The organism is Bradyrhizobium sp. FW305-F6 (assembly GCF_058782905.1).
In genome coordinates this window covers 1,684,102-1,709,279 of sequence record NZ_JBYSYD010000002.1, presented here as the reverse complement: position 1 = coordinate 1,709,279, position 25,178 = coordinate 1,684,102, and the positions used below count along the sequence as shown (strand labels likewise).

Annotated in this window: 26 protein-coding genes, 1 tRNA gene and 1 riboswitch; of the genes, 21 read left to right on the top strand and 6 right to left on the bottom strand. The window is 65.4% G+C overall.

Translation table 11 applies throughout. The features are described 5' to 3' along the window. Positions 1-390 precede the first annotated feature (390 nt). The 4 genes from AC3WLX_RS19460 (at position 391) to AC3WLX_RS19445 (ending at position 4,333) form a co-directional block, all read left to right on the top strand. Positions 391-1,599 carry an aspartate aminotransferase family protein gene (locus tag AC3WLX_RS19460; protein ID WP_492337161.1) on the top strand — a complete coding sequence of 403 codons (1,209 nt, stop codon included), beginning with the start codon at positions 391-393 and terminating at the stop codon, positions 1,597-1,599. Continuing rightward, positions 1,599-2,534, top strand: coding sequence for an ornithine carbamoyltransferase (gene argF / locus AC3WLX_RS19455; RefSeq protein WP_492337160.1), 936 nt, complete (start codon positions 1,599-1,601; stop codon positions 2,532-2,534). The genes AC3WLX_RS19460 and argF overlap by 1 nt, the downstream gene beginning before the upstream one ends. Positions 2,535-2,813: 279 nt before the next feature. Next, entirely contained in the window at positions 2,814-3,821 is a 1,008-nt protein-coding gene (locus tag AC3WLX_RS19450) for an Hsp33 family molecular chaperone (RefSeq protein WP_492337159.1), read from the top strand. A gap of 131 nt (positions 3,822-3,952) precedes the next feature. After that, a complete protein-coding gene (locus tag AC3WLX_RS19445; RefSeq protein WP_492337158.1) occupies positions 3,953-4,333 on the top strand; it encodes a hypothetical protein in 381 nt (126 codons plus the stop codon). A gap of 61 nt (positions 4,334-4,394) precedes the next feature. Here the strand turns inward: AC3WLX_RS19445 and apaG are convergent, their stop codons facing one another. Then, the gene (gene apaG / locus AC3WLX_RS19440; protein ID WP_291630349.1) at positions 4,395-4,787 is read right to left on the bottom strand and encodes a Co2+/Mg2+ efflux protein ApaG; all 393 of its coding nucleotides are present in this window, start codon (positions 4,785-4,787) and stop codon (positions 4,395-4,397) included. A 177-nt stretch (positions 4,788-4,964) separates the two neighbouring features. Between apaG and AC3WLX_RS19435 the strand changes: the two genes are divergently transcribed. Genes AC3WLX_RS19435 through AC3WLX_RS19425 form a run of 3 tightly spaced genes read left to right on the top strand, consistent with a single transcriptional unit; the run spans position 4,965 to position 8,026 of the window. After that, the gene (locus AC3WLX_RS19435) at positions 4,965-6,212 is read left to right on the top strand and encodes an OpgC domain-containing protein (RefSeq protein ID WP_492337157.1); all 1,248 of its coding nucleotides are present in this window, start codon (positions 4,965-4,967) and stop codon (positions 6,210-6,212) included. Next, complete coding sequence (locus AC3WLX_RS19430) at positions 6,212-7,027, top strand: SGNH/GDSL hydrolase family protein (protein WP_492337156.1); 816 nt, start codon at positions 6,212-6,214, stop codon at positions 7,025-7,027. Before AC3WLX_RS19435 ends, AC3WLX_RS19430 begins: the two co-directional genes overlap by 1 nt. Before the next feature lie 12 nt (positions 7,028-7,039). After that, positions 7,040-8,026, top strand: a complete 987-nt coding sequence (locus AC3WLX_RS19425) for an SGNH/GDSL hydrolase family protein (protein WP_492337155.1) — start codon at positions 7,040-7,042, stop codon at positions 8,024-8,026. Positions 8,027-8,151: 125 nt separating this feature from the next. Here the strand turns inward: AC3WLX_RS19425 and AC3WLX_RS19420 are convergent, their stop codons facing one another. Then, entirely contained in the window at positions 8,152-9,339 is a 1,188-nt protein-coding gene (locus tag AC3WLX_RS19420) for an O-succinylhomoserine sulfhydrylase (protein WP_492337154.1), read from the bottom strand. A gap of 74 nt (positions 9,340-9,413) precedes the next feature. Beyond that, a riboswitch (SAM riboswitch) is annotated at positions 9,414-9,493 on the bottom strand. A gap of 81 nt (positions 9,494-9,574) precedes the next feature. Between AC3WLX_RS19420 and AC3WLX_RS19415 the strand changes: the two genes are divergently transcribed. The 3 genes from AC3WLX_RS19415 (at position 9,575) to AC3WLX_RS19405 (ending at position 13,605) form a co-directional block, all read left to right on the top strand. Then, the gene (locus AC3WLX_RS19415) at positions 9,575-10,711 is read left to right on the top strand and encodes a 2'-deoxycytidine 5'-triphosphate deaminase (RefSeq protein WP_492337153.1); all 1,137 of its coding nucleotides are present in this window, start codon (positions 9,575-9,577) and stop codon (positions 10,709-10,711) included. Between the two features lie 243 nt (positions 10,712-10,954). Beyond that, positions 10,955-12,007 carry a hypothetical protein gene (locus tag AC3WLX_RS19410; protein ID WP_492337152.1) on the top strand — a complete coding sequence of 351 codons (1,053 nt, stop codon included), beginning with the start codon at positions 10,955-10,957 and terminating at the stop codon, positions 12,005-12,007. 158 nt (positions 12,008-12,165) lie between these two features. Further along, positions 12,166-13,605, top strand: coding sequence for an MATE family efflux transporter (locus tag AC3WLX_RS19405; protein WP_492337151.1), 1,440 nt, complete (start codon positions 12,166-12,168; stop codon positions 13,603-13,605). Here AC3WLX_RS19405 and AC3WLX_RS19400 read toward each other — a convergent pair. The 4 genes from AC3WLX_RS19400 to AC3WLX_RS19385 all read right to left on the bottom strand — a co-directional run bounded on the left by AC3WLX_RS19400 (position 13,602) and on the right by AC3WLX_RS19385 (position 16,176). Next, positions 13,602-14,087, bottom strand: a complete 486-nt coding sequence (locus AC3WLX_RS19400) for a hypothetical protein (protein ID WP_492337150.1) — start codon at positions 14,085-14,087, stop codon at positions 13,602-13,604. The genes AC3WLX_RS19405 and AC3WLX_RS19400 overlap by 4 nt on opposite strands. 244 nt (positions 14,088-14,331) lie before the next feature. After that, entirely contained in the window at positions 14,332-14,691 is a 360-nt protein-coding gene (locus AC3WLX_RS19395; RefSeq protein ID WP_492337149.1) for a VOC family protein, read from the bottom strand. 57 nt (positions 14,692-14,748) lie between these two features. Then, positions 14,749-15,588, bottom strand: coding sequence for an AraC family transcriptional regulator (locus AC3WLX_RS19390; RefSeq protein WP_492337148.1), 840 nt, complete (start codon positions 15,586-15,588; stop codon positions 14,749-14,751). A gap of 9 nt (positions 15,589-15,597) precedes the next feature. Continuing rightward, a complete protein-coding gene (locus tag AC3WLX_RS19385; protein ID WP_492337147.1) occupies positions 15,598-16,176 on the bottom strand; it encodes a methylated-DNA--[protein]-cysteine S-methyltransferase in 579 nt (192 codons plus the stop codon). 170 nt (positions 16,177-16,346) lie between these two features. Between AC3WLX_RS19385 and AC3WLX_RS19380 the strand changes: the two genes are divergently transcribed. From AC3WLX_RS19380 to AC3WLX_RS19330, 11 genes are all read left to right on the top strand, one after another. Then, positions 16,347-16,420 (top strand) — tRNA-Gly (locus AC3WLX_RS19380). 37 nt (positions 16,421-16,457) lie between these two features. Then, the gene (locus AC3WLX_RS19375) at positions 16,458-16,676 is read left to right on the top strand and encodes a hypothetical protein (protein ID WP_197969052.1); all 219 of its coding nucleotides are present in this window, start codon (positions 16,458-16,460) and stop codon (positions 16,674-16,676) included. Then, a complete protein-coding gene (locus AC3WLX_RS19370; protein ID WP_291623162.1) occupies positions 16,663-16,980 on the top strand; it encodes a type II toxin-antitoxin system RelE/ParE family toxin in 318 nt (105 codons plus the stop codon). The genes AC3WLX_RS19375 and AC3WLX_RS19370 overlap by 14 nt, the downstream gene beginning before the upstream one ends. A gap of 158 nt (positions 16,981-17,138) precedes the next feature. Further along, positions 17,139-17,720: a helix-turn-helix domain-containing protein gene (locus tag AC3WLX_RS19365; protein ID WP_492337146.1), complete on the top strand. Its 582-nt coding sequence runs from the start codon at positions 17,139-17,141 to the stop codon at positions 17,718-17,720. Between the two features lie 19 nt (positions 17,721-17,739). Continuing rightward, positions 17,740-18,204, top strand: a complete 465-nt coding sequence (locus AC3WLX_RS19360) for a GNAT family N-acetyltransferase (protein WP_492337324.1) — start codon at positions 17,740-17,742, stop codon at positions 18,202-18,204. A gap of 123 nt (positions 18,205-18,327) precedes the next feature. Continuing rightward, the gene (locus AC3WLX_RS19355) at positions 18,328-19,368 is read left to right on the top strand and encodes a LacI family DNA-binding transcriptional regulator (protein WP_291629800.1); all 1,041 of its coding nucleotides are present in this window, start codon (positions 18,328-18,330) and stop codon (positions 19,366-19,368) included. Between the two features lie 81 nt (positions 19,369-19,449). Then, positions 19,450-20,904, top strand: coding sequence for a xylulokinase (xylB, locus tag AC3WLX_RS19350; protein WP_291629802.1), 1,455 nt, complete (start codon positions 19,450-19,452; stop codon positions 20,902-20,904). Further along, positions 20,905-22,227 (top strand): xylose isomerase, encoded by a 1,323-nt coding sequence (gene xylA / locus AC3WLX_RS19345; protein WP_492337145.1) that lies wholly within the window; start codon positions 20,905-20,907, stop codon positions 22,225-22,227. A 13-nt stretch (positions 22,228-22,240) separates the two neighbouring features. Beyond that, positions 22,241-22,999 (top strand): ATP-binding cassette domain-containing protein, encoded by a 759-nt coding sequence (locus AC3WLX_RS19340; protein ID WP_492337144.1) that lies wholly within the window; start codon positions 22,241-22,243, stop codon positions 22,997-22,999. Next, positions 22,999-24,069, top strand: a complete 1,071-nt coding sequence (locus AC3WLX_RS19335) for an ABC transporter permease (RefSeq protein WP_492337143.1) — start codon at positions 22,999-23,001, stop codon at positions 24,067-24,069. Before AC3WLX_RS19340 ends, AC3WLX_RS19335 begins: the two co-directional genes overlap by 1 nt. Before the next feature lie 92 nt (positions 24,070-24,161). Further along, positions 24,162-25,094, top strand: coding sequence for a sugar-binding protein (locus tag AC3WLX_RS19330; RefSeq protein WP_492337142.1), 933 nt, complete (start codon positions 24,162-24,164; stop codon positions 25,092-25,094). The last annotated feature ends 84 nt before the right edge of the window (positions 25,095-25,178 follow it).

Below are 25,178 nucleotides of genomic sequence, written 5' to 3'. Positions count from 1 at the left end.
CCCGTGCCGCCAGAATCCCTTAAGGCTCGCCGGGCGCGCTCAAGACGCCCGAACGTTACGCCGGTACATGAGGACTCTTGGGATCAGAACTGCTGCACGAGATGTCGTATCTGACAGTCCAAACGCTACAATATGGCGTGACTCTCGCGCAAGAGTCCGCAGACTCGCTTCCACATGTTCCGTAGTGAAAACCCCGCAAAATCGGCACCGCAAGACTACGGATTCAGCGTTTCGCGAGGCTTTCCGGGTGGCATTGACACCCGTCTTGCCAAGCATAAGATAGTGCCACGTGCCGCCCTTAAAAGGCGGCACGTTTCGTTTTCCGGGGCCGGTCAGTGGTGCGTTGCGCAATGCGCGCGTCATACCGTCCGCAACATTCAAGTGGCCGTCATGACTAACAGCGCAGCGCCGCATTTGCTCCCCGTCTTCGCCAGGGCCGACCTCGGTTTCGAGCGTGGCGAAGGCTGCTGGCTGATCGCCACCAACGGCGATCGCTATCTCGATTTCACTTCGGGCGTGGCGGTGAATGCGCTTGGTCATGTTCATCCGGAGCTTGTCAAGGCCGTGCAGGAGCAGGCGACGAAGCTCTGGCACATGTCGAACCTGTTCCAGAGCCCGGACGGCGAAAAGCTCGCGGCGCGCCTTTGCAACGAGAGCTTTGCGGACTTCGTCTTCTTCTGCAATTCCGGCGCGGAGGCGCTGGAAGGCGTGATCAAGCTGGTGCGCCACCATCACTTCTCCAAGGGGCATCCGGAGCGCTATCGCCTCATCACCTTCGAGGGCGCCTTCCACGGTCGCACGCTGGCGACGCTCGCTGCGACCGGATCTGCAAAATATCTCGAGGGCTTTGGTCCGCCCATGGACGGCTTCGACCAGGTGCCGCATGGCGATCTGGAGGCTGTGAAGAAGGCGATCGGCCCGCACACCGCCGGCATTCTCATCGAGCCGATCCAGGGCGAGGGCGGCGTTCGTTCTGCGCCTGCCGGCTTCCTGAAGGCGCTGCGCGAGCTCTGCAACGAGCGCGGCCTCCTGCTCGCCTTCGATGAGGTGCAGACCGGCATGGGCCGCACCGGCGATCTCTTCGCTTACAAGCGTACCGGCGTCACACCCGACGTGATGTCGCTGGCCAAGGCGCTCGGCGGCGGCTTCCCGATCGGCGCGGTGCTGGCGACCGCGGAGGCGGCCGCCGGCATGGGGCCCGGCTCGCACGGCTCGACCTTCGGCGGCAATCCGCTCGCGATCTCGGCCGCCAATGCCGTGCTCGATGTCATGCTCAAGCCCGGCTTCTTCGACCATGTGCAAAAGATGTCGCTGCTGCTCAAGCAGAAGCTCGCCTCCGTTGTTGACCGACACCCCGGCATCGTCAGCGAGGTGCGCGGCGAGGGGCTCTTGGTCGGCATCAAGGCGGTGGTGCCCTCCGCCGATCTGGTTGCGGCGTTGCGCGCCGAAAAACTGCTCACCGTCGGTGCCGGCGACAATGTCGTGCGCTTCCTGCCGCCTTTGATCGTCACTGAAGCCGAGATCGAGGACAGCGTCATCAGGCTCGAACGTGCCTGCACTGCGATCTCGTCCAGCCAGACCAAGCGGGCGGCAAGCTGATGAGCCAGACGCCCAACAAGACCCCGAAGCACTTTCTGGACATCAACGAGCTGCCGTTGTCGGAGCTCAAGCGCATGCTCGCGGCGTCCTCCGCGATGAAGGCGAAGCAGAAGGCGCAGCAGCCGGTCAAGCCGCTCGAAGGCAAGACGCTGGCGATGATCTTCGAGCGCCCCTCAACGCGGACCCGCGTCTCGTTCGACGTCGGCATGCGCCAGCTCGGCGGCGAAGCCATCATGCTCACCGGTGCCGAGATGCAGCTCGGCCGCGGCGAGACCATCGCCGACACCGCGCGCGTGCTGTCGCGCTATGTCGACGCCATCATGATCCGCATCCTCAATCACGACGCGTTGCTGGAGCTCGCGGCCAACGCCACCGTGCCCGTTATCAACGGGCTGACGCGACGCTCGCATCCCTGCCAGGTGATGGCGGACCTCATGACCTATGAGGAGCATCGCGGCCCGATCGAGGGCAGGACGGTGGCCTGGACGGGCGACGACAACAACGTGCTGGCGTCCTGGGCCCATGCTGCCGAGCGCTTCAAGTTCCAGCTCAATGTCGCGACGCCGCCGGAGCTCGCGCCGAAAAAGGCGATGCGCGACTGGATCAAGGCGACCGGCGCGCCGATCGTGCTCGGCACCGATCCGGAAGCCGCCGTGCGCGGCGCCGATTGCGTCGTCACCGACACCTGGGTGTCGATGGGTGACAAGGAGGGCGAGCATCGCCACAACGTGCTCAAGCCCTACCAGGTCAACGGCAAGCTGATGTCGCTGGCCAAGCCAGATGCGCTGTTCATGCATTGCCTGCCTGCGCATCGCGGCGAGGAGGTCACCGATGAGGTGATCGACGGCCCGCAATCGGTCGTGTTCGACGAGGCCGAAAACCGCCTGCATGCACAGAAGGGCATTCTGGCCTGGTGTTTCGACGCAGTGAAGTAGGTGCGCTGGAAGCCCGGCTGCGGCCTCACAAGCAATTGTCGTCCCGGACAAGCGCAGCGAAGCGAAGCGCCGATCCGGGACCTCCGCGCGAGCGCTTGCGCTCGTCGCGAGAGCCACAGGATTGAGTTTGGCGATGACTCGGAGTTGTCATCTCGCGCAATAACGTCACCCTGTGGTTATGGGTCCCGGGCTCGCGCTTTGCGCGCCCCCGGGACGACACTGAGTTTGAGGTTCCCCACGCCCCTTCCATTTCCGCCCTCCGACCCCAGATAATGCGCCATGGTTTCCCAATCCCCTGACATGAAAGCCGGGCCTGAAGGCCCGGTTCGCGCGCCATCCGCGGTTCCGATCGACGATGCCGTGCTGCCTTACGAGGTCGACGCGCTCGACGTGCGCGGGCGACTGGTCCGGCTCGGCCCGGCGCTGGACGACATTCTCACCAAGCACGATTATCCCGCGCCGGTCGGCAAGCTGCTCGGCGAGGCCATCGTGCTGACGACGCTGCTCGGCTCGGCGCTGAAATTCGAAGGCCGCTTCATCCTCCAGGCCCAGACCGACGGTCCGGTGTCGTTCCTGGTGGTCGACTACAATGCGCCGGACCATCTGCGCGCCTATGCCCGCTTCGATGCCTCGCGGCTGGGCACGGCGAGGGATTCCGGCACGCTGCTCGGACGCGGTCATCTCGCCATGACCATCGACCAGGGTCCGGATATGAGCCGATACCAGGGGCTGGTCGCGCTCGACGGGGGCAGCCTCGAAGACGCCGCCCACGAATATTTCCTGCGCTCCGAGCAGATCCCGACGCGCGTGCGCCTCGCGGTCGGCGAGGAATGGCGCTCGAACGACGGCGGCAAGCATCGCTGGCGCGCCGGCGGCATGCTGATGCAGTTTCTGCCGAAAGCGCCGGAGCGCGCGCGGCAGGCCGACCTGCATCCCGGTGATGCGCCTGAAGGCACCGAGGTGCACAGCGTTGCCGAGGACGACGCCTGGGTCGAGGCGCGCTCGCTGATCGAGACCGTCGAGGACGTCGAGCTGATCGATCCCGAACTCTCGGGCGAGCGGTTGCTGTTCCGACTGTTCCACGAGCGCGGCGTGCGCGTGTTCAATCCGCAGGCGCTCGAGGCGCGGTGCTCCTGCTCGCGCGATGCGGTCGCCTCGATGTTGAAGAGCTTCTCGCCCGACGATCGCGCCGCAATGGTCAAGGACGACAAGGTCGTCGTCACCTGCGAGTTCTGCTCGTCGGTCTACCAGTTCACGCCGCACGAGGCGGGCGTGGAGGACGCCTAAGCACTCGTCCTTCGCTGACGCCGCCACCGTCAGAAGAATTCTAAAGAGCCGTCCCCACAAACCTGCGTGCTCTCTCGACGCAGGGCAATTTCGGCGTGTATCATCCTGTCCAATTGGGGCTGGGGGATACGATGCGAATTGTCTTGGGCGTGCTTGCTGCGTTGTTGCTGTCGGTCGGTGCGGCGCCCGCCGGCAAGGTGGTCGCTTCCGGCCGGCCGCTGATGCTCTATCAGGCCTCCGCCACCAATCCGGATTGCACCTCCGCTGGTACGGTCGTGCTGCGGGTCGCACAGGCGCCCGAGCACGGCAGCGTCAAGATCCGCAACATCGGTGTGTTTCCGCGTTTCGCCGAGAGCAATATCCGCAGCGTCTGCAACCGCCGCCGCGTGCCCGGCGTCGAGGCCGTCTACACCTCGCAGCGTGGCTATCTCGGATCGGATACCGTGGTGCTCGAGGCCCTCTTTCCTGCCGGGCGAGGCGTTCGGATGGTGTTCCCGATCCGCGTGATGTGAAGAACGGCTCGGTGGACGACCGAAAATGTGGGCGTGCTGCGCTTGCCGCCAGAGCGGCGGGTCAGTTCAGCACGCGCTTGCTGTCGGGGCTGTCCAGCGAAAACGCCGGCACGTCGATCTCGAAGCGCTCGCCGGTCTCGCTGACCATCTGGTAGCGGCCGGTCATGAAGCCGGAGGCGGTCGAGAGCGGCACGCCGGAGGTGTATTCGAAGCGCTCGCCGGGGGCCAGGACCGGCTGCTCGCCCACCACGCCCTCGCCCTTTACCTCCTGCTGGCGGCCGGAGGCATCGGTGATGATCCAGTGCCGGGTCTTGAGCTGGACGGTCTCGTCGCCCGAATTGGTGATGACGATGGTGTAGGACCAGAAATAGCGGGAGCGGTCGGCCGACGACTGCTCCGGAACAAAGTTCGGCTCGACGGTCACTTCAATCTGGCGGGTCACGGCGCGGTACATGACCTCCATCATACCGAATCCGCCGCCGGGAACCAAACCCCTCAAGCGGCTTAGGCGACATCGTCCCGCCAGAATTGGAAGGGTAGGAGACCTCGCTGCGTGCGGCCGCTTTGCGAGAGATCGGCGGGGCCGGTACACTGCTTGAAACGTCGATTTGCGGAAGGGTTTTGAGCCCCGATGAGCATTGCCGACCAGGTGACGGGATCGACCATCTCGGGGACCAAGCCTGCGGGGACGAGGCCGCGCGCGGCCGCGCCGGCCATCACGCTGCCCGCCATCGGCGAGCGCGAGCTTAGGCTCGATCTGTTCCGGGGGCTCGCGCTGTGGCTGATCTTCATCGACCATCTGCCGGCGAGCCTGCTGACCTGGTTCACTATCCGCAATTACGGCTTCAGCGACGCCACGGAGATTTTCATCTTCATCTCCGGCTACACCGCGGCCTTCGTCTACGGCCGCGCGATGCTGGAGAGCGGCGTACTTATCGCCACCGCGCGCATCCTGCGCCGCGTCTGGCAGATCTACGTCGCCCACGTCTTCCTGTTCACGATCTTCCTCGCCGAGATCTCATACGTGGCGACTCGCTTCGAGAACCCGCTCTATACCGAAGAGATGGGCATCATGGACTTCCTCAAGCAGCCCGATGTCACCATCGTGCAGGCGCTGCTTCTGCGTTTTCGTCCCGTCAACATGGACGTGCTGCCGCTCTACATCGTGCTGATGCTGGCCTTGCCGCTGATCCTGTGGTCGATGAAGTGGCGGCCCGACGTCACGCTCGGGCTTTCGGTGCTGCTCTACGCGGTTACCTGGGAGTACGATCTCTATCTGTCGGCCTATCCGAACGGCTTCTGGGCCTTCAATCCCTTTGCCTGGCAATTGCTGTTCGTGTTCGGGGCATGGTGTGCGCTCGGAGGTGCGCGGCGCATGTCGCGCATTCTGTCGTCACGCGTTACGATGTGGATGGCGATCGCCTATCTCGTCGCGGCGTTCTACGTGACGCTGACCTGGTATGTGCCGCAGCTCTCCCTGTTCATGCCGAAGCGGATCGAGCAGTGGATGTATCCGATCAACAAGACCGACCTCGACGTGCTGCGCTTCATCCATTTCCTGGCGCTGGCCGCGCTCACGGTGCGCTTCCTGCCACGGGACTGGCCGGGCCTGAAGTCGCCCTGGCTGCGGCCGCTGATCCTGTGCGGGCAGCATTCCCTCGAGATCTTCTGCCTCGGCGTTTTCCTGGCCTTTGCCGGCCATTTCGTGCTTGCCGAAGTCTCCGGCGGCCCGGCCATGCATGCGTTGATTAGTCTCTCCGGAGTCCTGATCATGTGGGGGGTCGCCTGGGTGATTTCATGGTACAAGCGCGTGGCTGACAAGAGCGGTGCGAAAACCAAGAACGCCGTCGGCAACGCCGATCTGGCGGGAGGGGGCTGATGAAGGCGAAGGTTCTCCTGAGCCTGGTTCTGCTATGCTGTGGCCTCGCCGCGCCCCTGGCGCGCGCGGGCGATGCCGCGTCCACGCCTGTCACGACCTCACCCACCACGGCCGCACCTGCCACATCCCCTGTGCCCGCGGCCTGCGAATTGCCGTCCTATCTGCTCTCCAGCGAAAGCCAGCTGCCCAAGGTCGCGGATGCGGTCAAGGCCGGCAAACCGCTCGATATCCTGGTCATCGGCAGCCGCTCGACCACGATTCCGTCGTCGGAAAGCAGCTCATACCCGGCGCGCATGGAGGCGATCCTCAAGGAAAAGCTGCCGCCGTCCGAGGTCGTGCACGTCTCCGTAGAAATACAGAGCAAGAAAACGGCAGAGGAGACCGCGTCCACCTTCGTTAAGCTGATGGAAGCAAAAACGCCTACTTTGGTGATCTGGCAGACCGGGACCGTGGATGCTATCCGATCCATCGATCCCGACGAATTTCGTAGCGCGGTCACCGACGGTGTTGTTGCGCTGCAAAAGGCAGGGGCTGACGTCGTCTTGATGAATTTGCAGTACAGTCCCCGCACCGAAACGATGATTTCGGCACAGCCTTTCCTAGATAATATGCGCGTGGTGGCGCAGGAGCATGACATCCCGCTGTTCGATCGTTTCTCGATCATGCGGCAGTGGAATGATCAGGGCCAGTTCGACCTGTTCAGCCCGTCCCGCGGGCCCGAGCTTGCGAAGCAGGTCCATGATTGCCTTGGCCGGTCACTGGCGCAGTTCGTGATCGACGCAGCCCGTCTGGAGCCGGCGCAGCAGCAAAATTGAGGTCTAGCGTTAATGAGTTCTCTCCGCCCTTTTTGCCTGACGACATGGCTGGCCGTGCCCGCCGCGGCGGCGCTGTTGTTGCTGACGCCGGCCTCGCATGCGCAGACGCCAGCCGCAGAGCCGACCCCCGCACCCGCCCAGTCGGCTGATCCTGCGCCCGCTCCGCCGTCCCAGACCAACGTTGCCGCAAGGTCGTCCGAGCCGCGCGGCGTCACGTCTCGCGCCATCGACAAGGTGAAGGAGGTCGCGAAGTCCGCCGCCGACATCTTCAACCGCGTGCCCTGCCTGCCGCCGAAGGGCGGCTCGAAGGCGGTGGGCTCACTGCCCCACGTGGCAAGTAAGCTGGTCGCCGGCCAGCCCGTCGTCATCGTCGCGTTCGGCTCGTCGTCGACCCAAGGGTTCGGCGCGAGCTCGCCGGAGTTCAATTACCCCAATCGTCTCGCCGCGCAGCTGCGCCGGCACTACCCGACCGCCGACATCACCGTCGTCAATGCCGGCGTCGGCGGCGAGGATGCCCCCGAGATGATGAAGCGCCTGCAGACGCAGGTGATCGACAGGCATCCGGATCTCGTGATCTGGCAGGTCGGCACCAACGCCGTGCTTCGCAATCTCGATCCCGGCGAGACCGTCAAGCTGGTGGAGGAAGGCATCAGCCGCATCCAGGCCGCGGGCGGCACCGACATCGTGCTGGTCGATCCGCAATATTCGCCGGCCGTCAACCAGCGCAAGGAGAGCGCCGGCAAGATGATCAACATGCTCGGCAAAGTCGCCGAGCTTCGCCACGTCGGCATCTTCCCGCGCTTCGAGGTGATGCGCGACTGGCACGAGAACCAGTCGATCCCGGTCGAGAACTTCGTCATCGCCGACGGCCTGCACATGAACGATTGGGGCTACGCCTGCTTCGCCCAGCTGCTCGGCGACGACATCATCCGTTCGGTCGGCCAGATCAAGCTGGGTGTGAACGTGCCGGCGGACGTGAGGACGTACCGGCCGATGTAGGCACGCTGCCGTAGGCTGCGTAGGGTGGGTTAGGCGAAGCCGTAACCCACCACTGTCTTTCCCCGCGGATGCAGAAGAGGTGGATTACGCCTTCGGCTAATCCACCCTACCAGACCTCCGTCGTCTCACGCCTTCTCCAGCGCCGCGGTCAGATCCTCGATCAGATCATCGGCATGCTCGAGCCCTGCCGAGAAGCGGATGAAGCCTTCGCTGATGCCGAGCGCGGCGCGGTCTTCCGGCTTCAGGCGCTGATGCGTCGTGGTCGCCGGATGCGTGACGAGGCTCTTGGCGTCGCCGAGATTGTTGGAGATCTTGGCCAGCTTCAACTCGTTGAGCACGCGGAACGCGGCCTGCTTGCCGCCCTTCACCTCGAAGCCGACCAGCGTCGAGCCGCCGCGCATCTGCTTCTTCACCAGCGCCGCCTGCGGATGATCGGCGCGGCCCGGATAGACCAGCCGCGAGATCTTGGGATGGCTCGCCAGCACCTCGGCGATGCGCCCGGCCGTGTCAGTCTGCGCGCGCACGCGCACGCCGAGCGTCTCCAGGCCCTTGAGCAGGACCCAGGCATTGAACGGTGAGATCGACGGGCCGGTCTGGCGCATGAAGTTGTGGATGTGCTCGGCGATGAAGGCTTCCGATGACAGGATGATGCCGCCGAGACAGCGGCCCTGGCCGTCGATGTGCTTGGTCGCGGAATAGACGACGACGTCGGCGCCGAGCGCCAGCGGGCTCTGCCAGATCGGGGTCGCGAATACGTTGTCGACCACCAGGCGCGCGCCGCCCTTGTGCGCGATCTCGGCGATCGAGGGGATGTCGAGCACGTCCAGCGTCGGGTTGGTCGGGCTCTCCAGGAAGAACGTCTTGGTGTTCGGCCGCAGCGCGCGCTGCCACTGGTCGAGATCGAGCCCGTCGACCAGCGTGGTCTCGATGCCGTAGCGCGGCAGCAGGTCCTGGATCACGTAGAGGCACGAGCCGAACAGCGCGCGCGAGGCCACGACGTGATCGCCGGCCTTCAGCGGCGCCAGGATCGCGGTTGTCACCGCCGCCATGCCGGTTGCGGCCGAGCGGGCGGCCTCGGCGCCTTCGAGCTCGATCATGCGGCGCTCGAACATCGCGATGGTGGGGTTGGAGTAGCGCGAATAGATGAAGCCGGGATCCTCGCCCTTGAACCGGGCCTCGCACTCCTCGGCGCTGTTGTAGACGTAGCCCTGGGTCAGGAACAGCGCCTCAGACGTCTCGCCAAATTGCGAGCGCAGGGTGCCGGAATGGACCAGGCGGGTTTCGGGACGGTAGGCAGCAGGCGACTTCGACATAGGTACCTCCGACATGACCGCCGCGTCGAAAACGGTCACAAAAAAACCGGCCTGGATATCTCCACGGGCCGGGATCACAGAGGTCCCCGGCCTGTTTAGCGACTTATTTAACGTGGCTGCAAGCCGGCCGGCTCAAATCACCACGGGATAAGTGATGCTCATATTCCGCAATGCCCTTTCCGTCAAGGCGTCCATCGGATAGCCGTAAAAGACCTGTATTTCCCGGCATGTCCGGATGCGTTTGAGCCCTGATGAGGACCCCCGGTTGACGTTCACGGTCGCCGCCGACGCCAATGGTATCCTGCCCGACCGCATGATCGCGGCGATGGCGGAAGAAGGTCTCATCCTGCCCGCCTACGACTTCATCGAGAGCCAGATCCAGCCGGCCAGCCTCGATCTGCGGCTCGGCGACATCGCCTATCGCGTCCGTGCCAGCTTCCTGCCCGGTCCCGGCGCCACCGTGGCCGAGCGTATTGACGAATTGAAGCTGCACGAGTTCAGCCTTGCCGACGGTGCGGTGCTGGAAACCAACTGCGTCTACATCGTGCCGCTGCTGGAGAGCCTCGCGCTGCCGCCGGAGATCGTCGCGGCCGCCAACCCGAAGAGCTCCACCGGCCGGCTCGACGTCTTTACCCGCGTGATCGCCGACGGCACCCGCCGCTTCGACATGATCGGCGCCGGCTATCACGGCCCGCTCTATGCCGAGATCAGCCCGAAGACGTTTCCGGTGTTGGTCCGCGAAGGCTCGCGCCTCAGCCAAGTGCGCTTCCGCACCGGCGATGCCATCCTCAATGCCGACGAGCTCGATGCGCTGCACGCCAGCGAACGTCTGGTCGACATCGACGATGCCGATCTGTCCGGCGGCGTCGCCGTCTCGGTCGATCTGTCCGGCGAGAAGGCGAGCGGTTTCGTCGGCTACCGCGCCAAGCGCCACACCGGCGTCGTCGATGTCGATCGCCGCGCGGGCTACGCGGTGGAGGAATTCTGGGAGCCGATCTCGGCGCGGCCCGACGGCAGCCTGATCCTCGATCCCGGCGAGTTCTACATCCTCGCGTCGAAAGAGGCGGTGCAGGTGCCCCCGGACTACGCCGCGGAGATGGTGCCGTTCGATCCGCTGGTCGGTGAATTCCGCGTGCACTACGCCGGTTTCTTCGATCCCGGCTTCGGCTATGCCGGCGCGGGCGGGCAGGGCGCGCGCGCCGTGCTGGAGGTGCGCTCGCGCGAAGTGCCGTTCATCCTCGAGCACGGCCAGATCGTCGGCCGCCTCGTCTACGAGAAGATGCTGGGCCGCCCTGACGCGATGTACGGCCAGCGTATCGGTTCCAACTACCAGGCGCAGGGCCTCAAACTATCCAAGCATTTTCGGGTGTAGCGATAATCCAGCGCTGTCATTCCCCGCGAAGGCGGGGAATCCAGTACGCCGCGGCCCTCGAGTTCAATAGCAACTGCCTCTGGAATACTGGATCGCCGCCTGCGCGGGCGATGACAGCCGCCGCCGCAAACTTCGTGAAGCGGAATTGGCGGGCGGCCGCGCAGGGCGCCCTGCATGGGGGTCATGTTGCCTGCGGCAAGCTGCGGTGACACACTCGATCAAAATCAAAGATCGGGAGCGAACATGGCCGCCGCATCAGACGCAGCGCAAGAAGCCCAATGGAAGCGCTGGCGCGCGGTCGCCGATCTCTATCACGCCTATTTCACCGGGCTCATCCTCACCGTCGTCACGCGCCGCGGCACCGCTGACGCCGCCGAGTTCGTTTTCCGCGTCTTCCGCCGCCAGCAGCAGGAGCGCTTCCTTCCCGGTCTGAAGAAGCTCGGGATCGATCATCTGCCGCCCGCGGTCGCCGCCGCGCAATATCACTACCTCTCCAACTGGATCGGCGGCGTGCACGTCGAGTACATGTACGAGAGCGACACAAAAGCCTGGATCCGCTATCCGCCGCCGCGCTGGATCTGGAAGGGCACCGCGATCTGCGGCATTCCCGGCGAGGTCTCGCGTGCGATGTTGCGCGGCTGGCACGCCAACAACGGCGTCGCGCTCGGCGATCTCAGGCTCGGCTTCGTCTGCACCAAGCAGAGCGTCGACGGCCAGGACGGGCTCGAAGGCTATTATTGTCAATACGACCACTCGCTCGAAGTCGATCAGCGGCTCGTGTTCGCGCGTCACCTCGAAGCGCCGCTGTTCGACGCGAAGACTGCGCCGGCGCTGCCGGTCGCGAGCTGGCCAAGGCCGCGCCTGGAGAAAGCCTATCGCAACTACGCGATGGAATATGTGCGCACGGCCGCTCCCGTGATGGTGCAGCTGTTCGGGCCGGAGGACGCCGGCTACCTGCTGCGCCTCACCGGCAAGCTGATCGGCATGCAGTATTTCGACGAGGTCGCGGCGGCGCTGGCAATGGGTCGCGGCGGCGCGCGAGAATTCGCATCGTTCCTGAATGCGCTGTTCGCGGCGCAGGACGATGCGGCCGAGATGACATCATCGGAAGGCACGTTCGAAATCGGCCAGCAGAGCTGGAAGCTGATGGACGACATCGCTGACTATCATCCCGGCTGCGCGAAGGTGCTGGAGGGACTGGTCGAGGGCCTCGCTGCGGGATGCGGGCGGCATATCGGTGTGCATCTGCGGCCGTCAGCAGGCGGCCGGCCGCCGCTGATTTGGACGATCGGGTAGCTTCACGATCGAGATGTGCTGTCGCAGAGCACGCCTGCACCCGGCGCAGGCGGAATCGCGCTGGGCCGTGCTAAGCCCGTGTCGCGCCGTGGGCGCGAATAGATATTGGCACCTGTTCAATGCCGCGCCGCAAACGGCGCCCGTGCCCGGGAGAGGACATGTCCGACATCGCCGAAATCCCGGTCGATGAGCAAGAGCGCCCGCTGCCCCCGCCTCCGCCGTCGGTCAGGAGCGCGCTCACGGACGGGCCGATCCTGCGCACGCTGCTTTCGCTCGCCTGGCCCAACGCGATCGGCTTGTCGGCTGGCATCTGCGTGGTGATTGCGGAAACCTCCTATGTCGGTCGGCTAGGCGTCGAGGCGCTGGCCGCGATGGCGCTGGTGTTTCCGACAATCATTCTGACCATGACGATGTCCGGCGGCGCCATGGGCGGCGCGGTAGCTTCGGCCATCGCGCGTGCGCTCGGCGCGGGGAATCGCGAGCGCGCCGGCACGCTTGCCGTGCATGCCCTGCTGATCGGCATCAGCTTCGGCCTCGTCTTCATGCTGGGCATGCTGATCTTCGGACCGAAAGTGCTCGAAATGCTCGGCGGTCGCGGTGAAGTGCTGACGCATGCGATCGCCTACACGCAGGTGTTTTTCGGCGGCGCTGTGCTGCCCTGGCTGCTCAACACCATGGCGGGCATTTTGCGCGGCACCGGCAACATGAAGCTGCCGTCGTTCCTGATCCTCAACTCGGCGGCCTGGCAGATCGTGCTCGGCGGCACGCTCGGCCTCGGGCTCGGCCCGGTCCCTCAGCTTGGCATGCGCGGCGTCGCCGCCGGCGCGCTGATCGCCTACATCATGAACATCGGCATCATGAGCTGGTACCTGTTCTCCGGCCGCGCGCGCATCACTCTGAAGCTGCGCGGCCTGCGCGTCCAATGGGCGATGTTCTTCGACATCCTGAAGGTCGGCGCCGTCGCCTGTTTTTCGCCGCTGCAATCGGTGCTGACGATCTCGATCTTCACCCACATGCTGGCGAAATTCGGCACCGCGATTCTGGCCGGCTACGGCATCGGTGCGCGGCTCGAATTTCTGCTGACCTCGATCGCGTTCTCGTTCGGCATCGCCTGTGTGCCGATGGTCGGGATGGCAATCGGTGCAGGCCGCATCGCGCGCGCACGGCGCGTCGCCTGGATCGCCAGTGCTGCCGCCTTCGTGGCCGTGGGCGCGCCGGCCTGCCTCGTTGCGATGTTTCCCGATCTCTGGATCAACATGTTCACGGACAGTGCAGCCGTACGCGCGGCGAGCCATCAATATCTCTCGACGGTCGGACCGTTCTACGCCTTCTTCGGCCTTGCCACGACGATGTATTTCTCCTCGCAAGGCGCGGCGAAGGTGATCGGTCCCGTGCTGGCGCAGACGGCGCGGCTGATCTACATCGCGGGTGTCGGCTGGTGGCTGTCGACGCACGAGGCCAGCGCGCAGAGCTTCTTCTGGCTGGCCGCGAGCTCGATGGTCGTGCTCGGCCTGCTGTCATGCTCCAGCGTGATGCTGACACGCTGGGGACCGCACGAGCGCAAGCCCGCGGTCGCGCCTGCTCTTGTTGTCGACTAGCGACGCTTGTGGCGGCGATGGCCGCCGCCGGTATTGGCGAGCCGCATCAATTGCGGGATCATCGCCATCATGTCGCTGCCGCCGGTGCCGCCGAGCATGCCCATGATGTCGCCGCCGCCCATGCTGCCGATCCCGACCGGCATATAACCACCGCTCATCGGCGTGTAACCGCCATAGTTGGGCGCGCCGAAGCCGCCGCCGCCTATGCCGCCAAGGCCGCCACCCATCATGCCGCCGAACCCGCCGCCACCGTTCTCCATCATGCGGCTCATCATCGGGCCCATGGTCTGCATCAACATGGCGAAGCGGCGCTTGCCCATCTTCGCCTTCATCATCTCCAGCACCGGCGCCATCTGGGTCATCATGTCCTCGCCGCCAGCACCGCCGCCGCCGAGGAATTGCGCCTTTGCCGGCACGCTCGAGATCGAAAACAGCAGCAGCACGGCGGCCGCCTGGCAGATCACCTTGTCCGCACCTCTCATGGCATGCTCCTCACGTGCGTGGCGCCGCCGGGAGAGCGGAGCCAACCGGACGCACGGGGGCATGGTTACGGCCGCCGAGGGCGGGCTTCTGTGAGACAACTCACAGTGAATGATCCGGCCGCCGCCAGCGTCGGAAGTCCTTCCGGGGCGGCTCGAAGAGCCGAACCCGGAATCTCGAGATTCCGGGGCTGGTGCTACGCGCCATCCCGGAATGACGGCATTTGTGCTGCGATGGCCTGCGCCTCTACGGACAAACCGCCTCGACATTGTTGCCGTCGGGATCAATGAGGAACGCCGCATAATAGGTCGGGCTGTAATCCTTCCGCGGCCCGGCGCCGCCGTTGTCACGCCCGCCGCTCTTCATGCCCTCGCTATGAAACGCCTTGACCGCGTCATGATCCCCGGCGCGGAAGGCGATGTGGACGCCGTCGGCCTTCCGGCCCTTGTTCAGGTGCAGCCACAGCGCCGGCTCGCCCTTCGGCCCGAAGCCGGCATAGCCGTCGCCGCTGGAGCACAGGACGTAACCGAGCGGCGCCAGCACCGCGGTGTAGAAGCGCGTGGCTGCGTCTAGATCGGCAACGCGCAATCCGATGTGGTCGTACATGTTCGTCTCCATTGCGAAAAGCGCGCCGCGGATGGCGCGCGCCGGAGACGACCCTAGTCAGTTGAGGGCGAGACGCTCTTGGAGAATCTTGCGCTCCCCTTTCGACGCCTGCCGGAATTTCGTCGGCGACACGCCTGCGGCGCGATGAAACGTACGGACGAAGTTGGAGAGATCGCCGAAGCCGACGTCATAGGCGATGTCGGTGACGGCGATGTCTTCGTCGGCGAGCCTGCGCGCGGCGTGCCGCAGCCGCGAGCGCACCAGATATTGATGCGGGGTCACGCCGAGCACGCGCGAGAACAGCCGCAGGAAATGAAACGGGCTGAGGCCCGCCTGCTTTGCCGCTTGCTCGAGGTCGAGCTCCGCATGCGAGTTGTCGTCGATCCACAGCGCGGCCTCGACCGCGCGGCGGCGGTCCCGTGCGGTCGGCGTCGCCGGCTTGCGCGCTCTGCCCGAGACGATTTCGACGAACCGGCCAGCGAGGATCTGGCCGATCTCGTCGAGCCCAAGGTCGCTGTTGCCATCTGCTGCCGTCTGGGCGAGTTCGCCGAGCACCATCAGCTCGGGCAGCGGAGGCGTCGCGCCGATTTGCCAGGCTTCGCGCCGTCCGCCGAGGGAGTCGACAAGCTCCTCGCCGAGAAAGAACGACAGGCAGACGTCGCCGGACACGTGCTCATGAGTGCAAGTGTATTCCTCGCCCGGGGCGCCGACCAGCATCGAGCCCGCCACCAGCTCGAAGAAACCGGCACGGCAATGGCAACCGAAGCTGCCGGAGCGGACATAGGCGATGGAGTGGCCAGTGCGGCACTCGGGAAACGGCCTTTCGTCCGGCCCCGCATCGCAGCGGAATTCGGAGACGGCCATCGACGGCGTCGTCAGCAGGGTGGTCGCGTCCATCCGCCTTATCTAGGTGGGCGCGCGGGGCGGAGCAACCGGGAGCAGCACCTCGAACAGCGTCTTGCTGGCGACGGGATGGGCGCCGTCCAGCGCCAGCAGCCGGCGCTTGGAGATCACGCCGCCATAGGGCGAGAGCCGGTCGGTATAATTGCCTGTTTCCAGCACCCGGTGACAGGGCACGATCAGCATGAAGGGATTCTTCGCAATCGCCTGCGCTACGGAATATGCCGCGCCGGAGGCACCCAGCGCCCTGGCGACCTCGGCATAGGTGCGCGTTTCCCCGCGGGGAATGGTGCAGGCGAACTCGTAGACGCGCCGATTGAAACCGGGCACCCCGCTGGCGTCCAGGCTGACCTCGGAAAAATCCGGATCGCTGCCTTGCAGCAGGCCTGTGATGCCTTCGATCGCAAGCTCGGCGTTCTCAGATGGGCGCTGTTCGCGCGCCTCGGGATGAACCCGAAAAATCCGCCGGCGGGTATCGATCTCCCGCGCCTCCGGCAGTTGCACGGCGACCACGCCGGTGCTGCTCCAGATGATGCCGCAGCGCCCCAGCGCCGTGTCGAATATCGCGTACGCCCGCCCCGCCATGCACACGCCCCACTCAGTGCACGTTTCGCCCAGACATCAGATCATAACACCGCCACAATCCGGCGCACCTGGAATCTTTCCAGGACATTAACAAGCGTCCGGGCCGCGGCGCCAAAGCGCTTGGCGGCAGACGCCGTCTCGGCTAATCAGTGGGGCGCAAGGCGCGCATCGCGGGCGTAGTTCAATGGTAGAACGGCAGCTTCCCAAGCTGCATACGAGGGTTCGATTCCCTTCGCCCGCTCCAAGTTTTCGATCCGACCACTATATGGTAGGCTCAAGCCATGGTCAGGACACTCGAACAAGCGATTGCGCAAATCTCCCGATTACCGGCCGCCGATCAGGAAGAGATTGGCCGGAAATTGCTTTCGCATGTCGAAAAGCTCGGCGCCCTTCGGTCTGAAATCGACCGGGGCATCCATTCGCTCGATGCAGGCAAGGGCGAGACCCTGAATATGGAAGAGTTTCTTCGCGAAAAGAACTCACGGCATGGTGGAGCATAGGCTTCCGGTCATTTGGTCACCGGAAGCTGTCGAGGATATCGATCGCCTTTGGGATTATTACGCCGACGCGGCAGGAACCGGGACCGCCGACAAGATATTGCGCGCGATCGGGAAGGCCGTCACCCTCATCGAGGATTTCCCCTTCGCGGGGCGGGCACGCGATGAAATCCGGTCAGGCTTGCGTTCGCTGGCCGCCGCTCCGCAAATCGTCTTCTACCGCTTGAAGGATGACCGGGCTGAGATGCGAGTGCTCGATGGCAGGCAGGATATCGAGGCGATCTTCTCCAATGAGAAAAATGGGTAGGCAGAGGGTTAATGCCTGGCGGAGCCGAATCCGTCCGGGTGGCGGTGCCGTCCAAGATTCTAATATGTTCGCCTCAGACATCCGGGATTCATGGCGCTCCGTAGTAAGCTCTCGATCCGTGTTCGGTACGATGCCCGGCGACGCCTGCAATGAAACCCATGGACCAGCAAAAACTCGATCGCGCCATCGGTCGGCGCCTGAAGACGCTGCGGACGCAGGCGGGCATGACGTTGAACGAGCTTGCAGGCCGCTCCGGCGTCAGCCGGGCCATGATCGGGCGGGTGGAGCGGGCGCAGAGCAGTGCGACGGCGGCGCTGCTGAACAAGCTCTGCGCGGCGCTCGACGTCACGCTCAGCGATGTCGTCGCGCTCACCGCGAAGCCGCCGGAGCGCCTGGTGCGGCTGGCGGATCAGCCGCTCTGGCGCGACCCTGACAGCGGTTATCGCCGGCGGCATGCTTCGCCGCCGGATGCGGCGAGCGGCATCGAGATCATCGTCGTCGACCTGCCGGCGGGGGCCCGGGTGTCCTACAGCCCCTGGGGCCGCAACGCCTTCACCCAGCAGCTTTTGATGCTGGAGGGCACCATCGCCGTGCATATCGATGCCAAGGCGGTGCGGCTGCGTGAGGGCGATTGTCTGGATTTCGACGTGATGCGCGCGGTGATGTTCGAGAACGAGACCAAGCAGGATGCGCGCTATGTCATCATCACGCGGCGCGGCGCCTCCTACGGCAAGATGTGAGAGCGTGGAGATCATGACGATGCAGATCCGCACCGGCGACACCTTTGATCCCCGTGTCATCGCGCTGCTCGATCATCACGTCGCCGCAGCCAGGGCGCAGACCGCGCCGGGGAGCGCCCATGCGCTCGATCTGGCGGGCCTTCGGGCGAGCGATGTCGCGTTCTGGACCGGCTGGGACGGCGATCAACTCGTTGCCACCGGTGCGCTGAAGACGCTCTCGGCCAGCCACGGCGAGGTCAAGTCGATGCACACGCTCCAGACCACGCGGCGGCGCGGATTCGGCGGCCAGATGCTCCGTCACATCATCGCGGAAGCTCGGGCGCGCGGCTTGCGGCGGCTCAGCCTCGAGACCGGCTCATGGGCCTATTTCAGGCCGGCCCATGCGCTCTATCAGGCGCACGGCTTCGTCCTCTGCAGCCCCTTCGAGGGTTACGCCGAGGATCCCAACAGCCTGTTCCTGACGCTCGATCTGAGCGCCAGCTGAGCCGGCGGTCCGGCGTCAGGCCTCAATTTCTTCAACTGTTGCTCGGCACCGGGGCAAGGCAAATGACGTTCATTTCCTCAAAATGAGTTGCGTACCTCAAAACACCTCTGCTAGCCTTCAGTCATGGCCGAGACCCTCACCGCGACCGCGCTAACGCTGAAGGACATTGCCCGCGAGGCCGGTGTCAGTCTCGCCACGGTCGATCGCGTCCTGCACAACAGGCCGGGGGTCCGCCCGGATACGGTCCGGCGCGTCAAGGAAGCCATCGCACGCAATTCGTTCCAGCCGCATGTGGCCGCAGCCGAGCTCGCCCGCGGCCGCGCCCGCCGCTTTGCGTTCGTGATGCCGTCGGGGCCGAACCCGTTCATGCAGCAGATCGAGGCCTATCTCGGCGAGATGGCGGCCTGGCTGTCGGCTCGCCGCCTCCATGTCGAGATGATCGCAACCGACGTGTTCGACGCCCCCGTGCTGGCATCGTCGCTGGAAGCGCTGTCGGGCGGCTACGACGGCGTCGCCGTGGTGGCGCTGGACCACCCCATCGTCCGCGCCGCCATCAACGATCTCGTCGATGCCGGCACCAAGGTGGTGACGCTGGTCTCCGACGTGCCGTCCTCGCGCCGGCATCATTATGTCGGCATCGACAACATCGCGGCGGGCCGCACCGCCGGCGCGTTGGTCGGTCGGCTGGTCGGCCAGAGGTCCGGCAAGGTCGCGATCGTCGCGGGATCGCAGGGGCTGCGCGACCATGCCGAGCGAATTTTCGGCTTCAACCAGGTGATGACGGCGGAATTTCCTGACCTCGATGTGCTGCCAGTGCTGGAAGGGCGCGACGAGGACGACCGTTCCGAGCAACTGCTGACGCGGCTGCTCGGCGAGCATGCCGACATCGTCGGCCTTTACAACGTCGGCGCGGGCACGCAAGGCGTTGCCAAGGCATTGAGCGATGCCGGTCGCCACGACGTGGTGTTCGTCGGGCACGACGTCACCGCGCTGACGCGGCGGCTGTTGTTGCAGGGATTGATGGACGCGGCGATCTCGCAGAACCCCGGACATGAAGCGCGCGCGGCCGTCCGCGTGCTGCTCGCGCTCGCCCGCGGCGAGCCGATCTTGAGCGAGCAGGAGAAGATCAGGATCGACATCGTGATGCGGGACAATCTGCCCTAGCGGCAGGTGAATTCGGCAACGGCCCGTTACGGAGAAAGCGACGCAAGATCGCGCACCGCGGCAGGAAGAAGGGAGGATGATTTGTATCTCGGGATCGACATCGGCACATCCGGTGTGAAAGCGGTACTCGTGAACGAAGCCGGCGCGGTCGTCGCGACGGCGGCGCGCGAGCTTGCGCTGTCGCATCCCGCGCCGCTGTGGTCCGAGCAGGATCCCGATTCCTGGGTCGATGCGGCCGTCGGCGCGGTCGACGACCTCGCCGCCCGCCATCCGCGCGACGTCGCGCAGGTCCGCGGCATCGGGCTGTCGGGCCAGATGCATGGCGCGACGCTGCTGGGCGAGGACGGCCGTCCGCTGCGTCCGGCCATCCTCTGGAACGACGGCCGCTCGCAGTCCGAATGCGCCACGCTGGAGCGGCGCTGTCCATCGCTGCACGCGATCGCCGGGAATCTGGCGATGCCTGGCTTCACGGCGCCGAAGCTGCTCTGGGTGGCACGGCACGAGCCAGGGACGTTCGACCGCCTCGCAAAGGTGCTGCTGCCAAAGGCCTATGTCCGTTATCGCCTCACCGGCGAGATGGTCGAGGACATGTCGGACGCCGCGGGCACGCTGTGGCTGGACGTCGGCCTTCGCCGCTGGTCGGCTTTGCTGCTGCACGCCACCGGCCTCGATCTCCACCATATGCCGCGTCTCGTCGAGGGCAATGCGGTGAGCGCGGTGCTCGCGCGCGATTACGCGCAACGTTGGGGCATGTCGACAAACGTCGTGGTTGCGGGCGGTGCCGGCGACAATGCGGCGAGCGCGATCGGGCTCGGCGCCATCGCGCCCGGCGATGCTTTCCTGTCGCTGGGGACGTCGGGCGTGCTGTTCCGCGTCACCGATCGCTTCGCCCCGGCGCCGGCATCGGCCGTGCATGCCTTCTGCCATGCGCTGCCCGGCCTCTGGCATCAGATGGGCGTGATGCTGTCGGCGGCGGCCTCGCTCGCCTGGCTCGCAGCCGTGATGCAGACTCCGGCTGCAGCGCTGCTGGCGCCGCTCGGCGAGCGAGTTAATGGGCCAAGCCCGATCAAATTCCTGCCCTATCTCGACGGCGAGCGCACGCCGCACAACGATGCTGCCGCCAGCGGCGCGTTCGTCGGCCTGCGCAGCGCGACTAACCGGGGCCAGATCGTGCAGGCGGTGCTCGAAGGCGTGGCCTTTGCGGCCCGTGACAATCTGGCGGCGCTCAGCGCGGCCAGCGGGCCGATCACCGAACTCGATCTCGTCGGCGGAGGCTCGCGCTCGCCGATCTGGGCGCAGGTCTGCGCCGACGTGCTCGGCATTGTCGTCCATCGCGTCGAGGAAGGCGAGGTGGGCGCCGCGCTCGGCGCCGCCAGGCTTGGCCGGCTCGCCGCCACCGGCGAAGACCCCGCAGAGGTCTGCACCCGTCCGCGGCGGCTCGCGAGCTTCACGCCCCGCGCGTCAGTCGCTGCGGCCTATGACGAGGCCTATCGTCATTGGCGCGCGCTTTATCCCGCATTGAAGGAGTCTTTTTAAGTGAACGCGCCAACCAAATTCTTCGATGCAAGCGCACCCGTCGCCTTCGGCGGCAAGGAGACAGACAGCGCGCTCGCCTTCCGCTGGTACGACAAGGACCGCCTCGTGCATGGCCGCAGGCTGGAAGATCATTTGCGCTTTGCAGTCTGCTACTGGCATTCGCTGTGCTGGCCCGGCGGCGATCCGTTCGGCAGCGAGACCTTTTTGCGGCCCTGGCACCATGGCAGCGATGCGATGGCGATGGCGCGCGCGAAGGCCGATGCCGCTTTCGAGCTGTTCCGCCTGCTGGATGTGCCCTACTTCACCTTCCACGACGTCGATGTCGCGCCGGAAGGCGCTTCGCTCACCGAGTCCGTCGCCAATCTGAACGCCATAGCTGATCTGCTGGAAAGGAAAATGGCATCGAGCAAGGTCCGTCTGCTCTGGGGCACCGCGAACCTGTTCACGCATCGCCGCTACATGGCGGGTGCGGCGACCAATCCGGACCCCGAGATCTTCACCTATGCCGCCGGCCAGGTCCGCGCCGCGCTGGAGGTGACGCACCGGCTCGGCGGCCAGAACTACGTGCTGTGGGGCGGCCGCGAGGGCTACGAGACGCTGCTCAACACCGATCTCAAGCGCGAGCTCGACCAGCTTGGCCGCTTCGTCTCGCTGGTGGTCGAGCACAAGCACAGAATAGGCTTCAAAGGTCCGATCCTGATCGAGCCCAAGCCGAAGGAGCCGACCAAGCATCAGTACGATTTCGACGTCGCCACCTGCTACGGCTTCCTCGAACGCTACGACCTGCTCGAGGACGTCAAGCTCAACATCGAGCAGAACCACGCGATCCTTGCCGGCCATTCCTTCCATCACGAGGTCGCGCTGGCCGAGGCGCTCGGCGTGTTCGGCTCGCTGGACATCAATCGCGGCGACGATCTGCTCGGCTGGGACACCGACCAGTTCGCGATGAACGTGCCGGAGCTGACGCTGGTGTTCCACGAGATCCTGAACCACGGCGGCTTCACCACGGGCGGGCTCAATTTCGATGCCAAGATCCGGCGGCAATCGATCGATCCCGATGATCTCATCCATGCCCATGTCGGCTCGATGGATGCCTGCGCGCGGGCGTTCCTCGCCGCTGCCGACATGCTGGATGCCGGCGTGCTCACCGCGCCGCTTGCGCAGCGTTACGACGGATGGTCCGGCCCCGAGGGCCGCGCCATTCTCGCCGGCCAGCGGTCGCTCGCTGATCTGGCCGACCGTGCGCTTGCGCCCGGCTTCGATCCGCAGCCGCGCTCGGGCCGGCAGGAATACCTGGAATCCCTGGTCAACCGTCATGTCTGAGGAAAGTCCGCTGATGGCACATGCTGACGTGACCCCGGTCCTCGAGCTCTCCGGCATCGGCAAGGAGTTCGGCGCCATCCGCGCACTGCACGGCGTCGATCTGCAGGTCCAGCCGGGCGAAGTGGTCGGCCTGATGGGCGACAACGGCGCCGGCAAGTCGACGCTGGTCAAGATCATCGCCGGCAATTTCCGCCCCAGTCACGGCGAGATCCGTTTCGCCGGCAATACGGTCCATTTCAACCGGCCGGTCGATGCTCGCGCCGTCGGCATCGAGGTCGTGTATCAGGACCTCGCGCTGGCGGACAATCTCACGGCCGCCGCCAACGTGTTCCTCGGCCGCGAGCTGAAGCGCAAATTCGGACCCGTCGCTCTGCTCGACCACAAGGCGATGGCGGCGCGCGCGCTGGAGCTGTTCGGCGAGCTGCGCTCGGAGACACGCCCCGACGATCTCGTCAGGCAGATGTCCGGCGGCCAGCGGCAGGCCGTCGCGATCGCGCGCACCCGGCTGTCCAATGCCCGGCTTGTCATGATGGACGAGCCGACCGCGGCGATCTCGGTGCGCCAGGTCGAGCAGGTGCTGGGCCTCATTCACCGGCTGAAGGAGCAAGGCGTCGCCGTGATGCTGATCTCGCACCGCATGCCCGATGTCTTCGCCGTGTGCGACCGCGTCATCGTCATGCGTCGCGGCGAGAAGCGGGCCGACAAGTCGATCCAAGAGACCTCTCCGGAGGAAGTCACCGCCCTCATCACCGGCGCGAAGGAGGCGGCGTGATGGCCATGCCCATGGAGTCCCCGATCAGCTTCACCAATGTCGGCAAGATCAGGTGGTGGCAGCGCGGCATCTTCGCCTCGCAGACCGGCTACGTCCTGCTCGCGCTGGCGCTGCTGCTGGTGATCATGCATTTCGCCAGCCCTTACTTCTTCACCCAAGGCAACATGCAGAACGTGGCGAAGAACTTCTCCTTCATTGCCATTGCGACGCTCGGCGTCACCTTCGTGATCATCACCGGCGGCATCGACCTGTCGGTCGGCTCCATGATGTGCTTCTCGGCCATGATCACCTCGATGGTGATGACCGAGCTGTCCGCGCCCGGCTCGCCATTGGTGCACATGGCCGCCGACGGCAAGACCGTGCTCGCCAATGTACCCGGCCTGATCCTGCTGGTGTCGGTCGTAGCCGGTCTCGGCGTCGCGCTGATCGCGGGCCTCGTCAACGGCTTCTGCATCGCGGTGCTCGGCCTGTCGCCCTTCGTGACCACGCTCGGCATGCTCTCGATCGTGCGCGGGCTCGGCTATGTCGTCTCGAACGGCCGTGGCAGCTTTCCGGGCGGGCCGGACGCCGATTATTTCTACGCAGCGACCTCGGGCGACGTGCTCGGCGTGCCGGTGCCGTTCATCTATCTCGTGATTCTCGCACTGGCGATGGCCGTGGTGCTGCACCACACTTCGTTCGGCCGCCATGTCTTCGCGCTCGGCGGCAACGAGAAGGCGGCGGAGTTGACCGGCATCCCGGTGGTCCGGGTGAAGATCGAGGTCTATGTCATCTGCGCGCTCGCTGCCGGCCTGCAAGGCATCATCATCTCGGGCTGGCTCGGGTCGGCGCCGGCCAACATGGCGACGTCCTACGAGCTCAACGTGATCGCGGCGGCCGTGATCGGCGGCGCCAATCTTGCTGGCGGCATCGGCGGCCCGCTCGGGGCGATCGTCGGCTGCGTGCTGCTGGAGGTGATCCGCAATGGGCTCGTACTGGCACAAGTCAGTTCCTACTGGCAGCAGACGCTGGTGGGCGTGATCATCATCCTGGCCGTGCTGGTCGACCGCATCCGCTCGCGGATGAGCTGAAATGACATCATCTCGGGAAGGCAAATAAAACGCCGCCTGTCCGCTTCCCGGCGCTTTCGAGAGGATAGGCACCAACAAGGATGGAGGAGACAATGAGGAAACTGCTTCTGGCCGGCATCGCCGTGGCAATGATGGCAACGCCGGCATTCGCCGCGAACTATCGCTTCGTCATCGTGCCGAAGGCGATGAACAATCCGTTCTTCGATTTCGCGCGCGACGGCTGCCTGAAGCGCGCCAAGGAACTCGGCAACATCGAGTGCATCTACAAGGGCCCGGTGGAGCACGAGCCTGCCACGCAAGCCCAGATCATCCAGGACTTCATCACGCAGAAGGTCGATGGTCTCGCCATCTCGGTCGCCGACGTCGCGGCCATGACCAAGTCGATCGAGGCGGCGACCGCCGCCGGCATTCCGGTCATCACCTTCGATGCCGACGCGCCGGGCTCCAAGCGCATCGCCTATATCGGCACCAACAACAAGGAGTTCGGCGTCGCGCTCGGCAAGCAATTGCTGAAGATGCGGCCTGACGGTGGCAAATACGCGATGGTCTCGGGCGGTCCCGGCGCCAAGAACCTCGCCGAGCGCGTCGACGGCGTGCGCGAGGCGTTGAAGGGCTCGAAATGGACCGAGGTCGCGGGCTCACCGACCTTCTGCAACGACGATCCCGCGCTCGCCGTCCAGCAGATGACCGACATGCGCACCGCAACGCCCGATCTCGCCGCCATCGTTCCGATCGGCGGCTGGCCGATGTTTGCCCCCGAAGGCTTCAAGGCCTTCGCCAGCAGGAACAAGAAGGACATCGATTCCGGCAAGTTCACGCTGGTCGTCGCCGATACGCTGAAGATGCAGCTCGAACTGCTGCGCGACGGCTATGCCAATGCGCTGGTCGGCCAGCGTCCGTTTGAGATGGGCGAGAAGGCGATGGACACGCTGCTTGCCATCAAGAAGGGCGAGAAGGTGCCGGAGATCGTCTATACCGGCCTTGACCTCGTGACCAAGGACAACGTTGCGCAGATGTTGAAGTAGGAGCGCTATCGGCCCCGGCGCTCCTGCATATCTCCCCGCTTGCGGTTCCCGCGAGCGGGGGTGATGATTGCTGGAAGCCAGACT

Excerpts from the sequence above, each read along its gene's own strand:
- AC3WLX_RS19460 (WP_492337161.1), top strand. The coding sequence starts at position 391 with ATGACTAACAGCGCAGCGCCGCATTTGCTCCCCGTCTTCGCCAGGGCC.
- argF (WP_492337160.1), top strand. The coding sequence starts at position 1,599 with ATGAGCCAGACGCCCAACAAGACCCCGAAGCACTTTCTGGACATCAAC.
- AC3WLX_RS19450 (WP_492337159.1), top strand. The coding sequence starts at position 2,814 with ATGGTTTCCCAATCCCCTGACATGAAAGCCGGGCCTGAAGGCCCGGTT.
- AC3WLX_RS19445 (WP_492337158.1), top strand. The coding sequence starts at position 3,953 with ATGCGAATTGTCTTGGGCGTGCTTGCTGCGTTGTTGCTGTCGGTCGGT.
- apaG (WP_291630349.1), bottom strand. The coding sequence starts at position 4,787 with ATGTACCGCGCCGTGACCCGCCAGATTGAAGTGACCGTCGAGCCGAAC.
- AC3WLX_RS19435 (WP_492337157.1), top strand. The coding sequence starts at position 4,965 with ATGAGCATTGCCGACCAGGTGACGGGATCGACCATCTCGGGGACCAAG.
- AC3WLX_RS19430 (WP_492337156.1), top strand. The coding sequence starts at position 6,212 with ATGAAGGCGAAGGTTCTCCTGAGCCTGGTTCTGCTATGCTGTGGCCTC.
- AC3WLX_RS19425 (WP_492337155.1), top strand. The coding sequence starts at position 7,040 with ATGAGTTCTCTCCGCCCTTTTTGCCTGACGACATGGCTGGCCGTGCCC.
- AC3WLX_RS19420 (WP_492337154.1), bottom strand. The coding sequence starts at position 9,339 with ATGTCGAAGTCGCCTGCTGCCTACCGTCCCGAAACCCGCCTGGTCCAT.
- AC3WLX_RS19415 (WP_492337153.1), top strand. The coding sequence starts at position 9,575 with ATGCGTTTGAGCCCTGATGAGGACCCCCGGTTGACGTTCACGGTCGCC.
- AC3WLX_RS19410 (WP_492337152.1), top strand. The coding sequence starts at position 10,955 with ATGGCCGCCGCATCAGACGCAGCGCAAGAAGCCCAATGGAAGCGCTGG.
- AC3WLX_RS19405 (WP_492337151.1), top strand. The coding sequence starts at position 12,166 with ATGTCCGACATCGCCGAAATCCCGGTCGATGAGCAAGAGCGCCCGCTG.
- AC3WLX_RS19400 (WP_492337150.1), bottom strand. The coding sequence starts at position 14,087 with ATGAGAGGTGCGGACAAGGTGATCTGCCAGGCGGCCGCCGTGCTGCTG.
- AC3WLX_RS19395 (WP_492337149.1), bottom strand. The coding sequence starts at position 14,691 with ATGTACGACCACATCGGATTGCGCGTTGCCGATCTAGACGCAGCCACG.
- AC3WLX_RS19390 (WP_492337148.1), bottom strand. The coding sequence starts at position 15,588 with ATGGACGCGACCACCCTGCTGACGACGCCGTCGATGGCCGTCTCCGAA.
- AC3WLX_RS19385 (WP_492337147.1), bottom strand. The coding sequence starts at position 16,176 with ATGGCGGGGCGGGCGTACGCGATATTCGACACGGCGCTGGGGCGCTGC.
- AC3WLX_RS19375 (WP_197969052.1), top strand. The coding sequence starts at position 16,458 with ATGGTCAGGACACTCGAACAAGCGATTGCGCAAATCTCCCGATTACCG.
- AC3WLX_RS19370 (WP_291623162.1), top strand. The coding sequence starts at position 16,663 with ATGGTGGAGCATAGGCTTCCGGTCATTTGGTCACCGGAAGCTGTCGAG.
- AC3WLX_RS19365 (WP_492337146.1), top strand. The coding sequence starts at position 17,139 with ATGGACCAGCAAAAACTCGATCGCGCCATCGGTCGGCGCCTGAAGACG.
- AC3WLX_RS19360 (WP_492337324.1), top strand. The coding sequence starts at position 17,740 with ATGCAGATCCGCACCGGCGACACCTTTGATCCCCGTGTCATCGCGCTG.
- AC3WLX_RS19355 (WP_291629800.1), top strand. The coding sequence starts at position 18,328 with ATGGCCGAGACCCTCACCGCGACCGCGCTAACGCTGAAGGACATTGCC.
- AC3WLX_RS19340 (WP_492337144.1), top strand. The coding sequence starts at position 22,241 with ATGGCACATGCTGACGTGACCCCGGTCCTCGAGCTCTCCGGCATCGGC.
- AC3WLX_RS19335 (WP_492337143.1), top strand. The coding sequence starts at position 22,999 with ATGGCCATGCCCATGGAGTCCCCGATCAGCTTCACCAATGTCGGCAAG.
- AC3WLX_RS19330 (WP_492337142.1), top strand. The coding sequence starts at position 24,162 with ATGAGGAAACTGCTTCTGGCCGGCATCGCCGTGGCAATGATGGCAACG.